Origin of the sequence: Actinacidiphila oryziradicis, assembly GCF_005047355.1 — a bacterium.
Taxonomy (GTDB): domain Bacteria; phylum Actinomycetota; class Actinomycetes; order Streptomycetales; family Streptomycetaceae; genus Actinacidiphila; species Actinacidiphila oryziradicis.
Map to the genome: position 1 here is coordinate 1 of NZ_SUMC01000055.1, position 12,378 is coordinate 12,378.

At 68.1% G+C, this 12,378-nt stretch carries 6 protein-coding genes and 1 pseudogene; 4 read left to right on the forward strand and 3 right to left on the reverse strand.

Annotation, left to right across the window (positions count from 1 at the left end):
- Window positions 1-250 precede the first annotated feature (250 nt).
- Window positions 251-1,717: an ABC transporter permease gene (locus FCI23_RS36580; RefSeq protein WP_136728488.1), complete on the forward strand. Its 1,467-nt coding sequence runs from the start codon at window positions 251-253 to the stop codon at window positions 1,715-1,717.
- 30 nt (window positions 1,718-1,747) lie between these two features.
- Window positions 1,748-2,431, forward strand: a complete 684-nt coding sequence (locus FCI23_RS36585) for an ABC transporter ATP-binding protein (protein ID WP_136728489.1) — start codon at window positions 1,748-1,750, stop codon at window positions 2,429-2,431.
- 389 nt (window positions 2,432-2,820) lie between these two features.
- On the opposite strand, the pseudogene FCI23_RS36590 reads toward FCI23_RS36585, so the two are convergent.
- Together FCI23_RS36590 and FCI23_RS36595 are read right to left on the reverse strand one after the other, a co-directional pair.
- Window positions 2,821-3,075 (reverse strand): annotated as a pseudogene (locus FCI23_RS36590) (alpha/beta fold hydrolase); the annotation flags it as partial.
- 46 nt (window positions 3,076-3,121) lie between these two features.
- A complete protein-coding gene (locus FCI23_RS36595) occupies window positions 3,122-4,132 on the reverse strand; it encodes a LacI family DNA-binding transcriptional regulator (protein ID WP_136728490.1) in 1,011 nt (336 codons plus the stop codon).
- A 319-nt stretch (window positions 4,133-4,451) separates the two neighbouring features.
- Between FCI23_RS36595 and FCI23_RS36600 the strand changes: the two genes are divergently transcribed.
- Complete coding sequence (locus tag FCI23_RS36600; RefSeq protein WP_246144423.1) at window positions 4,452-7,733, forward strand: S8 family peptidase; 3,282 nt, start codon at window positions 4,452-4,454, stop codon at window positions 7,731-7,733.
- 121 nt (window positions 7,734-7,854) lie between these two features.
- Complete coding sequence (locus tag FCI23_RS36605) at window positions 7,855-11,271, forward strand: S8 family peptidase (protein ID WP_136728491.1); 3,417 nt, start codon at window positions 7,855-7,857, stop codon at window positions 11,269-11,271.
- Between the two features lie 94 nt (window positions 11,272-11,365).
- Here the strand turns inward: FCI23_RS36605 and FCI23_RS36610 are convergent, their stop codons facing one another.
- Complete coding sequence (locus FCI23_RS36610) at window positions 11,366-12,319, reverse strand: D-alanyl-D-alanine carboxypeptidase family protein (RefSeq protein WP_246144426.1); 954 nt, start codon at window positions 12,317-12,319, stop codon at window positions 11,366-11,368.
- Between the last annotated feature and the right edge of the window lie 59 nt (window positions 12,320-12,378).

Genomic DNA, 12,378 nt, shown 5'->3' on the forward strand with positions numbered 1-12,378 from the left:
CTCAACCTCCTCGGTCAACAACAAGCCGTCCGCTGCCTGCCCCTACCTCTCCGCGATCATGCCCCGCACACGAAGAAGCCCCTGCTCATCGAACAGGGACTCCCTTTGCCACAACGCACTCACACGATCATCACAGCTGATTCCTACGTTTCGCCGCAGCGGGAGGGAGGAGCCTGCAACGGCTCCTCCCTCCCATGCCCATTTCCTGATCTCCAGGCCCCGCAACGGGGTTGGCAACGGCGAGGAATCGATGTTCTTCACGTATCTCAGGCGCGAACTCCGCCGACGCAGAAAGGCCGCGCTCGTCATTTCCGCGGGCCTGGCCCTCGGCATCGCGCTGGTCATCACCGTCAATTCGGTCTCGGCCGGTATGACGCAGGCGCAGGACAAGGTGCTCCAGTCGCTCTACGGTCTCGGTACGGACATGACCGTATCCAAGGCGGCGGCTCCGCCGTCCGGCAGCAGCAACGGCCAGCCGCGCTTCAATTTCGGCGCCCGGGGCGACAGCAAGACCCAGAGCAGTGACCGTGTCCAGGTCCAGGGCTTCCAGACGCTGGCGTCGTCCACCGTCACCAAGGTCGCGTCCCAGAGCGGCGTCAAGGACGCGGTCGGCGGCCTGAGCCTGTCGGTGGTGAAGATCAGCGGTCAGTTCAACCGGGGTACGTTCAAGCCGAACCAGAACAGTGGCAGCAGCGGCAAGCCGGGCGGTTCCGGCGGCGGCCAGGGCGGCGGCTCCGCCGGCCAGCCCCAGGGCGAGGTGCAGGGCGGCGGCGCGAACTTCAGCCTCAATCAGTTCACCGTCTACGGCGTCGACGTCAGCAAGCTCGGCCTCGGCCCGCTGACCTCGTCGAAGATCACCAGCGGCAAGACCTTCACCAGCGCGCAGACGAACGCCAAGGTCGTGGTCCTCGACAGCGCCTACGCCAAGACGAAGAAGCTGACGGTCGGCAAGACCCTCACCATCAGCGGTACGAAGTTCACGGTCATCGGCATCGCGACCGCCGACAGCGGCGACTCCGCGGCGAACGCCTACATCCCGCTGACGCAGGCCCAGACCCTCTCGGCCTCCAAGAACAAGGTCACCACGATCTACGTTCAGGCCGCGGACTCCAAGCAGATCTCGGCCGTCAAGACGACGATCCAGAAGAACATCTCCGGCACGACGGTCACCACCTCCGCCGACCTGGCGTCAACGGTTTCCGGCTCGCTCTCCACGGCCTCCAACCTCGCCACGAGTGTCGGCAAGTGGCTGTCCATCGCCGTCCTCCTCGCGGCCTTCCTCGTCGCCGGACTCCTCACCTCCTCCGCCGTCAGCCGCCGCGTGCGCGAATTCGGCACCCTGAAGGCGCTCGGCTGGTCCAGTGGCCGGGTCACCCGCCAGGTCATGGGCGAGGCCCTGGTCAACGGTCTCATCGGCGGAGTCCTCGGCATCGCCGTCGGCCTCGGTGGCGCTTATGTCGTCACCGCCATCAGTCCCACCCTCACCGCCTCCCTCGGCAGCACCGGCGGTGGCGGCTTCGGCGGCCCCGGTGGCGGCTTCGGCGGCCGGCAGTCGGCCGCCAAGGCGATCGACATCGCGCTCTCCGCGCCGGTGAGCGTCAGCACCATCGTTCTCGCAGTGGTCCTCGCCATCGCCGGCGGTCTGATCGCCGGCACCTTCGGCGGCTGGCGTGCCTCCCGGCTCCGCCCGGCCGACGCCCTGCGCCGCGTCGAATAGTCCCCGTCCCAGGCCCACAGGAGCTGACCCATGTACACATTGAACGGCGTCACCAAGAACTACGCCAGAGGCAAGGAAACCGTGGAGGCGCTGCGCGGCATCGACCTCGTCATCGAGGACGGCGACCAGCTCGTCATCAAGGGCCCCACCGGCGGCGGCAAGTCCACCCTGCTGCAGATGCTCGGCGGCCTCGACCGGCCCACCTCCGGCTCCGTCGAACTGGACGGCGTCGACCTGGCACGGCTCAGCGAGGCCAAGCTCACCAAGGTGCGCAGCCAGAACATCGGCATCATCTTCCAGAGCTTCAACCTCATCCCCACCCTCACCGCCCAGGAGAACGTCGAGACCGCTCTCGTCCCCCTCGGCACCAAGGTCGCCGACCGCCGCCAGCAGGCCGCCGAGGCCCTCGCCTCCGTAGGCCTGGGCGACAGGGCGAACCACCTCCCCAGCGAGCTCTCCGGCGGTCAGCAGCAGCGCGTCGCCATCGCCCGCGCCCTGGTCAAGAAGCCGAAGGTGCTCCTCGCCGACGAGCCCACCGGCAACCTCGACGAGGGCACCCGCGACGACATCATGGCCCTGCTCGACCAGCTCTGGAAGGAGCACGGCCTGACGTTCATCATCGTCACCCACGACTCCGTGATCGCCAACCGCGCGCCGCGCGTCGCCACCATCAAGCAGGGCCGCGTCACCGTCACCGACCGCGCCGCGGCGTAATACCGCGCACTCCCGGGGTCCAGACCTCGAACTGGCCGGCTTTGACGCCGCTTATGACGCCGCTTATGACGCCGCTTATGACGCAGCGAACGGCCCCGGTGTGGTCGTGACGACCACACCGGGTCGGCCCAGTGCGGGTGTCACCACGTCATGGCTGCGGACACTCAGCAGGCCGTATCGGTGAGTTGGGTGCTGTTCGACCACGTTGATGCGTGACAAGCAGGAGGACGAGGGAAGCGGCGACGCCCGTGGCACCGATCAGCGGCAGCAGTGGCAGGCTCCGCGCTACCACGAGGCCACCCCCTCCCGCCCCGGCGGCGATGGCGATCTGCATGACCGACTGGTTCAGACTCAGCAGCACGTCGGACGCGTCGGGGGCCAGAGAGGGTCATGTCCGTCGTGGGATCGCTCGCGTGCGGGGTACTCCGGCCGCATCCGCGCTGGTCGAACAGGACGATCCGGTAGCGGTCCGGGTCGAAGGTCCGGCGGACACGGGCCGAGCATCCTGAGCCCGGGCCGCCGTGGACGACGAGGGCGGGCTTGCCGTCCGGGTTGCCGCAGGCCTCCCAGCAGACGAGATTGCCGTCGCCGGTGTCGAGCATCCCGTGCTCGTACGGCTCGATCGGCGGGTAGAGCTCGGCCATGTCCTGGATCCCCTTCGTCCGTCGGCCGCCGCGCGGCGACGGATCACTACACCACAGGGGGCGGGCCGCTGCTGGCCCTTACGGTGAGTTCGGGCTCCAGCAGCCTGACCTCCCGCTCCAGCCGGCCGGCCAGCTTGGCGATGACGAGTTCGACGGCGCTGCGCCCCATCTGGTGGGCCGGGATGGCGACGGAGGTGAGCTGGGGCGCGGACTGGGTGGCGACCAGCTCGGGGCAGATGGCGACGACCGAGACGTCCTCGGGCACGGCCCGGCCCTGCTGGCGCAGGAGGGCGAGCAGGGGCCCTATGGCGGATTCGTTCTGGACGACGAGGGCCGTGGTGTCGGGCCGTTCCTCGAATATCCGCGACAGGGTGCCCGCCGTGGACTCGTAACTGCCCTCGCAGGGGCGGTGGATGAGCCGGAGGCCGCGCTTGGCGGCCTGGGTGCGCAGTCCCTGAAGCGTTCGCTCGGCGAAGCCGGTGTGGCGCTGGTAGACGGCGGGGGCCTCGCCGAGGACGGCCACGGCCTGGTGGCCGAGGTCGGCGAGGTGGTCCACGCAGATCGCGCCGGTGGCTTCGAAGTCGAGGTCGACGCAGGTCAGTCCGGTGGTGTCGGCGGGCAGGCCGATGAGGACGGACGGCCGTTCGGAGGCCTGGAGGAGGGGGATGCGCTCGTCCTCCAGCTCCACATCCATGACGATCATGGCATCGGTGAGCCCGCTGGCGGCGACGCGTCGTACGGCGGTCGGGCCCTCTTCGCCGGTGAGCAGCAGCACGTCGTACCCGTACTGCCGGGCGGTGGTGGCGACAGCGATCGCGATTTCCATCATCACCGGTACGTACATGTCGGTGCGGAGTGGCACCATGAGCGCGATGATGTTCGAGCGGCTGCTGGCCAGTGCGCGTGCGCCGGCGTGCGGGTGGTAGCCGAGCTCCTGGATGCTCTGCTCGACCCGTCGGCGGGTGGTTTCGGAGATCGACCGTTTGCCGCTGAGGACGTACGACACGGTGCTGGCGGAGACTCCGGCGTGCCGGGCGACCTCGGCGAGCGTGACCATCCAGAAACTCCGTCCAGCCGGGGGTCCCGGCGCGAGTGAAGCGCTTCGACACCAGACCGTAGACCGGGCGGGGGCGGGTGTCCAGAGGACTGTCGAAGCGCTTCAACTGGCCCAATTGTTATGTGCGGTTCATGGCGCAGCTATTGAACGGGTTCGAAAATGACCTCATACTGCCTACCCAAGGGGGCTTCGGGGGGATTCGCACGCGGGGGACACAACACAGCGCGCACCTGACGGGGCTCTTGTCTGGGGACGACAAAGAGCAGGGGGACAGTTGCATCCATACCTGAGAAGTGCGAAGAGAATACCCGCGGTTGCCGTGGGCACCGCGGTTGCCGCGGCCCTCGTCGCGGGGAGCACCGCTCCGGCGGTCGCGGGCACGGGGGTCGCACGGACGCAGGCGCAGCAGGGGGCGGCCAGGTCCAGCGTCAGCTGGATCACGCTGATCACGGGTGACAAGGTCGCCGTGGACGGCAAGGGCAAGGTGGTCGGCATCCAGCGGGCGAAGGGCCGCGAGGACGTGGCCGTGTTCACCCGTAAGGCGAACGGGCACACATATGTGATCCCCGAGGACGCGCTGCGGCTGATCGCCACCGGGAAGGTGGACCGCAGGCTCTTCGACATCACGACGCTGAGCCGCGCCGAGTACCGCAAGGCGGAGAAGGCCAACGGCCTCGGGCTGATCGTGTCGTACAAGGGCACCGCGCCCGCCGCGAAGGCTGAGCTGCACGCGGCGTACGGCACCGAGGTGACGCGCACCTTCAAGAAGCTCAACGCGGAGGCGGTCACCGCCCCGGTGCAGGACGCCACCGATGTGTGGAGCGCGCTGACGAACGAGCCGAAGAGCGGCGCCGTCGCCGCGACGGCCGAGTCGGGCCTGAAGACGGTGTGGCTGAACGCCATTCAGAAGGCGGCCCTCGACAAGAGCGTGCCGCAGATCGGCGCGCCGACCGCGTGGGCGGCCGGCTGGGACGGCAAGGGCGTCAAGGTCGCGATCCTGGACACGGGCATCGACACGTCCCACCCGGATCTGAGCGGGGGCAAGGTCGCCGCCGCGAAGAACTTCTCCGACGCCAAGACCACCGCCGACAAGTTCGGCCACGGCACCCATGTCGCCTCCATCGTGGCCGGCACGGGCGCGAAGTCGGGCGGCAAGTACACGGGTGTCGCGCCGAAGGCGACGCTCCTCAACGGCAAGGTGCTCGACGACGCCGGCTACGGTGACGACGCCGGCATCATCGCGGGCATGGAGTGGGCCGCGGCCTCCGGCGCCAAGATCGCCAACCTGAGCCTGGGCGGCACCGACACCCCGGGTATCGACCCCCTCGAGGAGGCCGTCAACACGCTCTCCGCCAGCACCGGCACGCTCTTCGTCATCGCGGCCGGCAATGAGGGCTCGGGCCCGGGCACCATCGGCTCGCCGGGCAGCGCGGAAGCCGCGCTGACGGTCGGCGCCGTCGACAAGAGTGACGTGCTCGCGGACTTCTCCTCGCGTGGCCCGACGGTCACCGACGGCTCGGTCAAGCCCGATCTGACCGCCCCCGGCGTCGACATCACCGCCGCCGCGGCCGCGGGCAGCGTCATCGACTCCGACCCGACCGTTCCGCACCCCGCGCCGGGTTACCTCACCATCTCCGGCACCTCCATGGCCACTCCGCACGTGTCGGGCGCCGCGGCGATCCTCGCCGAGGAGCACCCGGACTGGACCGGCCAGCAGCTCAAGGAAGCCCTGGTCGGCTCCACTGTCACGGGCGGGTACACCGCCTTCGAGCAGGGTTCCGGCCGGGTCGATGTGGCCAAGGCGATCACGCAGTCCGTGGTCGCAGAGAAGGCCTCGCTGAGCTTCGGCACCGCCCTGTGGCCGCACGCCGACGACCCGAAGATCCCTCGGGTCGTCACCTACCGTAACCTCGGTAAGGCGGACGTCACCCTCGACCTCTCTTTCGCGGGCACCGGCCCGAACGGTGAGGCCGCCCCGGCCGGCTTCTTCACCCTCGACCAGACCCAGGTCACCGTCCCGGCCGGCGGCACCGCCGAGGCGACCCTGACCGCCGACACCACCCTCGGCGGGACCGTCTACGGCGGTTACAGCGGCGTCATCGTGGCCACCGCGACCGACGGCAGCCAGACCATCCGTACGGCGGCGGGTGTGAACCGCGAGGCGGAGGCCTACAACCTGACGCTGAAGCACATCGCGCGGAACGGCTCGGCGTCGTCGGCGTACGACACGATCGTCGAGGGCCTCGACGGCACGTTCGAGCAGGAGGTCTTCGAGGCGGACGGCACGGTCGTCGTGCGGGTCCCCAAGGGCTCGTACTCCCTGGCCACCCTCATCGACCAGGTCAGCGGCACCAAGGTGACCGGGACCGATCTGATCGTCCGCCCGCTCGTCAAGGTCACGGCCGACACCACGCTGACCTTCGACGCCCGCACCGCCAAGGCCGTCAAGGTCAAGGTGCCGGACACCGCCGCCAAGTCGGTCGGTGGCTCGGTCACGTGGCAGGTCATCAACGGTGACGGGGGCATCGGCATCGGTCTGGATGTCGCCAGCTTCGACACCCTCCGCACCGCGAACAGCGGCGCGGCGCTGAGCGCCTCGCAGTTCCAGGCCTGGCTGGTCGCCGGGACGGCGCACGGCACCAAGGAGTACGACGTCTCCAACAGCCGGACCGGCTCCTTCTACACCGGCTACAGCCACACCTACCCCGCGTCCGACTTCGCCAAGATCACGGCGAAGGCCGGATCCACCAAGGCGAACTCCTACGGCGCTGTGCTCACCGGCACGGGGAACGGTGGCGCCATCACCATCCACAAGCTGCCGTTCACGGCCACGGTCTACGTCTCCGCGAAAACCGCCTCGTGGCTCCAGTACTTCGTGCAGGGCTCGAAGGACCTGAGCACTACGACGGCGGTCTACTTCGCCGAGGACAAGACGTACGTGGCGGGCAAGAGCTACAGCCGCACTTTCAACGTCGGTGTCTTCGGCCCGAAGCTGGGCTCGTACTACGGCGTCTGGCGTGACGGCAACGACATCTACGGCTACCTCCCGTTCCTCTCCGACGGTCAGGGGCACGACGGCGACGCTGTGATCGACTCGGCCAACGTCACGGTGTACCGCAACGGCGTCAAGCTCGTATCCGGCGTGGACCCGGTCTACAACGTGCCGGTCACCGTGCCGGCCGGCAAGGCCAACTACAAGGTGACCACCACGATCAGCCGCGCCAAGCAGGCGACCGTCTCGACCAAGATCGTCACTACCTGGACCTTCTCCTCCGCGAAGACGTCCAGTGAGACGAATCTGCCCGTCTCGGTGGTCCGCTTCAAGCCGGCGCTGTCGACCTCCAGCACCGCCAAGGCGAAGGCCAAGCTCAGTGTCCCGGTCACCGTCGAGGGCGCCGCTGCGGGCAAGAAGCTGAAGTCGCTGAGGGTGTACGTCTCCTTCGACGGCGGCAAGAAGTGGACCAAGCTCACCGTCACGAAAGGCAAGGTGACGGTGACGAACCCCAAGGCAGGCAGGAGCGTTTCGCTCAAGGCCCTGGTCACCGACAGGAGCGGTAACACGCTCAGCGAGTCGATCATCAACGCTTACCGGACGAAGTAGCCCGGTAGACCCACGAGTACGGCCCGTCGGGACGGATCATCCGTCCCGGCGGGCCGTTTCATTGGGTTTTCACAGCTTTTCTCTTGATGTGCTCATGTCATTAGTGCATACTCAGTATGCAATGCAGGGGGATCGAAGACCGGGCCCCTGTTTGTCCAGACACCAACACAGGGGGGAAAAGTTGCACGCTCGATGGAGAAAAACGGGCACGTTAGTGCTCGCCACGGGGATCGCGGCCGCACTCACCGCCGGATCGACCGCGCCGGCCGGAGCCGTTCCGGGGCACATCACCGGCGCAGCGACCGCCGCCGGAACGACCGCGGGGACAACGCTGACCGGTCAGGGAAAGACCTGGATCACCCTCATCACGGGTGACCAGGTCGCGGTCGACGCCAAGGGCAAGCCGGTCGGCCTTCGGCACGCCAAGGGCCGCGAGCACATACCCATCCAGGTGGAACGTCTGGCCGGGCACACATATCTGATACCGCAGGACGCCGCACAGCTCATCCGCAAGGGCCAGGTCGACCGCAGGCTCTTCGACATCACCACGCTGAGCCGCGCAGAGTACCGCAAGGCGCAGCGCAACGGTCTCGGCTTCATCGTCACCTATAAGGGCGCCTCGCCTGCCGCCAAGGCGGAGCTGCACGCCGCTGACGGCACCGTGGTGACGCACACCTTCAAGCACCTCGGCGGCGAGGCCGTCACCACCAAGAAGCAGGACGCCGCCGATGTGTGGGCGGCGCTGACCAACCAGCCCAGCGGCAGCCCCTTCGCGACGGCCGAGTCGGGCCTGAAGACGGTGTGGCTGGACGCGGTCCAGAAGGCGGCCCTCGACAAGAGCGTGCCGCAGATCGGCGCCCCGACCGCCTGGGCCGCCGGATACGACGGCAAGGGCGTGAAGATCGCCGTCCTGGACACGGGCGTCGACAAGACCCACCCGGACCTCGCCACGCAGGTCGTCGACGAGAAGAACTTCTCGACGGCCGCCACTGTCGTGGACCACTTCGGCCACGGCACCCATGTCGCCTCGATCGCCGCCGGTACGGGTGCGAAGTCGGGCGGCAAGTACAAGGGCGTCGCACCGGGCGCGCAGATCATCAGCGGCAAGGTCCTGGACGACGACGGCTACGGCGACGACGCCGGCATCATCGCGGGCCTGGAGTGGGCCGCCGCGTCGGGTGCCAAGGTCGCCAACCTCAGCCTCGGCGGCACCGACACCCCGGGTGTCGACCCGATCGAGGCGGCCGTCAACACGCTGTCCGCCAGCACCGGCACGCTCTTCGTCATCGCGGCCGGCAACTCGGGTCCGGAAGCGGGCAGTGTCGGCTCGCCCGGCAGCGCGGACGCGGCGCTGACCGTCGGCGCCGTCGACAAGAGCAACGTACTCGCGGACTTCTCCTCCCGGGGCCCCCGTGTCGGCGACGGCGCCATCAAGCCCGATCTGACCGCCCCCGGCGTCGACATCACCGCCGCCGCGGCCCCGGGCAGCGTCATTGACACCGACCCGAGCGTTCCGCACCCCGCGCCGGGTTACCTCACCATCTCCGGCACCTCCATGGCGACCCCGCATGTCTCGGGCGCCGCGGCGATCCTCGCCGAGGAGCACCCGGACTGGACCGGCCAGCAGATCAAGGAAGCGCTGGTCGGCTCCGCCAAGGGCTTCGCATATAACGCGTTCCAGCAGGGATCCGGGCGTGTCGACCTCACCACGGCGATCAAGCAGACCGTCGTCGCCGACCAGGTCTCGCTGAGCTTCGGCACCGCCCAGTGGCCGCACAACGACGACCCGAAGATCGACAAGAAGGTCACCTACCGCAACCTCGGTACGACGGACGTCACCCTCGATCTCTCCCTCGCGGCCACCGACCCCAAGGGCAACGCCGCTCCGACCGGCTTCTTCACCCTGGACCAGACCCAGGTCACCGTCCCGGCCGGCGGCACCGCCGAGGCGACCGTCACCGCCGACTCAACCCTCGGCGGCAGCGTCGACGGCTCGTACAGCGCATATGTGACGGCTACCGCGACGGACGGCAGCCAGGCCGTCCGCACCGCCGCCGCCGTCAACCGTGAGGTCGAGTCGTACGACATCACCGTCAAGCACATAGGGCGCGACGGCCAGCCGACCAAGGTCTACGACACCGAGCTCTACGGTCTGACCGGCTCCGCCGCGGGCCTGTACTTCTCTCCGTACGACGCGAGCGGCACCGCCACCATCCGCGTCCCCAAGGGCCGTTACGTCCTGGCCAGCAATGTCTACGTCGGCGACGGCCAGACCTGGCAGGGCGCGGACTGGATCGCCCAGCCCAGGCTGGACGCCACCAAGAACACCACCGTGACGGTCGACGCCCGTACCGCCAAGCCGGTCGATCTCACCGTCCCCGACAAATCCGCCACCTCGCAGTTCGCCTCCATCGACTTCAGCGTCATCACCGGCCACTCCGGTGTCGGGGTCGGCTGGTGGCTGGACTCGTACCAGAACTTCCGCACCGCGCACCTCGGCCCCGCCACGGCCGCCGGTGAGCTGACCGAGACGGTCCAGAGCACCTGGTCGCACGGCAGCGGGACCGAGTACGACCTGGCGTACGGCTTCAAGAGCACCAAGCTCCTCACCGGCTACACCAAGCACACCCAGGCGAAGGAGCTCTCCAAGGTCAATGTGAAGGAGGGTGCCCCGGCGAAGAACAAGCTCGGCTACCTCTTCGCCACCCCGGACACCGGCAGCGGCGGCTCTTCCTCCATCGCCTTCCAGCGCACGCTGCCGTACACAGGCAAGGTGTATCTGGGCGGCTCCGGCACCAAGTGGTCGTTCGATTTCGAGCAGGCCGCCGCTGACACCTTCGACTTCGAGGCCGACTACTCCACCTCCTCCGCCACCTACGTCGCGGGCCGTACCTACGACCGGGTCTTCAACGTCGGCGTCTTCGGCCCGAAGCTCAGCAAGCCTTTCGGTCTCTTCCGCAATGGCAACCAGATCTACGGGTACCTGCCGCTGCTCGCCGACGGCCAGAACCGCACCGGCGCCTCCGCCTACACCGCGGCGAAGACCAGCCTCTACCGCAACGGCAAGCTGGTCGGCTCCAACACCGACCCCGTGACCGGTGAGCCCTTCACCGTGCCGTCCGGCAACGCGAGCTACAAGCTCAGCACTTGGATCACCCGAAGCAGCAAGCTCTCCGCGGTCTCCACCAGAGTGACCGCCGCCTGGACCTTCTCGTCCAAGAAGGGCACCGCCCAGCTGCCGGCCTCCGTCGTCCGCTTCACCCCGGCGCTGTCGACCTCCAGCACCGCCAAGGCGAAGGCCAAGCTCAGCGTTCCGGTCTCCGTCCAGGGCTCTGCGGCGGGCAAGAACCTGAAGTCGCTGAGGGTGTACGTCTCCTTCGACGGCGGCAAGAAGTGGACCAAACTCACCGTCAAGAAGGGCAAGGTGACGGTGACGAACCCCAAGGCCGGTAAGGGCGTCTCCTTCAAGGCCCTGGTCACCGACAAGAAGGGCAACACCCTCTCCCAGGTGATCTACAACGCCTACCTGACCAAGTAGCAGGCACCGCACAGGCACCACACACGGCGGCGGCCGGCCGGGACGGAATTCGTCCGTCCCGGCCGGCCGCCGCCCCACCTATTTGCGCGGCCTCTCAGTCCTGCTGCATGCCGCTCGGCAGTGTCCGCAGCTTCAGTGAGCTGGAGGTGCTGGTGCCGAAGGCCCAGTCCGCCAGCTTGGCGGCCTCCTTGAAGCGCGTGCTGACGCTGGAGCTGTGCAGCAGCACCACAATGATCGTGCGGCCGCTGCGCGTCGCCGCGAAGATCATGCACGGCCCGGCAACCGACCCGGTGCCGGTCTTGATGCCGACAGCGCCGCTGTAGGAGCCGAGCAGCGTATTGGTGTTGGTCCAGGTGTACGTGCGCGTGTGGCCGTTGGAGGCGGTGGCCTTCTGTACCGAGCTCTTCGCCTTCACGACCGTACGCAGTGTCGTGTACGACATCCCCTTGACGGCGAGCTTGGCCATGTCGCGCGGAGTCGAAAGGTTTTTGCTGCTCGTTGAGATGCCGTCGAACGAGTCGTACGTGGTGTTGGTCATCTTCAGGCTGACAGCCTTGGCGTTCATCTGCTTGATGAACGACTTGGTACGGGCGGCGATCGTGGTGCCTGTGCCGTAGGTGTCGGCGAGTGCCATGGCCGCGTCGCAGCCGGACGGCAGCAGCATCGCGTAAAGCAGCTGCCCGACGGTGAGTTTGTCGCCCGTCTTCAGGTCAGCGTTGCTGGCTCCGTTCTTGGCGACGTAGTCCCGGTAGGCCTGCTTGACCGTGACCTTCTTCGTGAGGCTCAGGTTCTTCTCGCCCAGGACGACGACCGCGGTCATCAGCTTGGTGGTGCTGGCCATCTGCCGCTTGGTGTCGGCGGTCTTGCCGTACAGCGTCTTGCCCTTGCCGGAAAGCGCCGTGCTGTCGAACACGATGGCGCCCTTGGCGGTGACCGCGGGGGCGCTGGCCGCCTGGGCGGGCGCCGCTGCCGCGGTGGCTATGAGTACGGCGCTGGAGGCGACAGCGGCCGCGCTGAATCGGTGGATCCGTGTGAGCCCGTGTCTCAAGGAATGCTCCATCAGTCACGTGGATACGATTAGAGGCTCATATCCTCGCAGTTGTGATG

Excerpts from the sequence above, each read along its gene's own strand:
- FCI23_RS36595 (WP_136728490.1), bottom strand. The coding sequence starts at position 4,132 with ATGGTCACGCTCGCCGAGGTCGCCCGGCACGCCGGAGTCTCCGCCAGC.
- FCI23_RS36605 (WP_136728491.1), top strand. The coding sequence starts at position 7,855 with ATGCAGGGGGATCGAAGACCGGGCCCCTGTTTGTCCAGACACCAACAC.
- FCI23_RS36580 (WP_136728488.1), top strand. The coding sequence starts at position 251 with ATGTTCTTCACGTATCTCAGGCGCGAACTCCGCCGACGCAGAAAGGCC.
- FCI23_RS36585 (WP_136728489.1), top strand. The coding sequence starts at position 1,748 with ATGTACACATTGAACGGCGTCACCAAGAACTACGCCAGAGGCAAGGAA.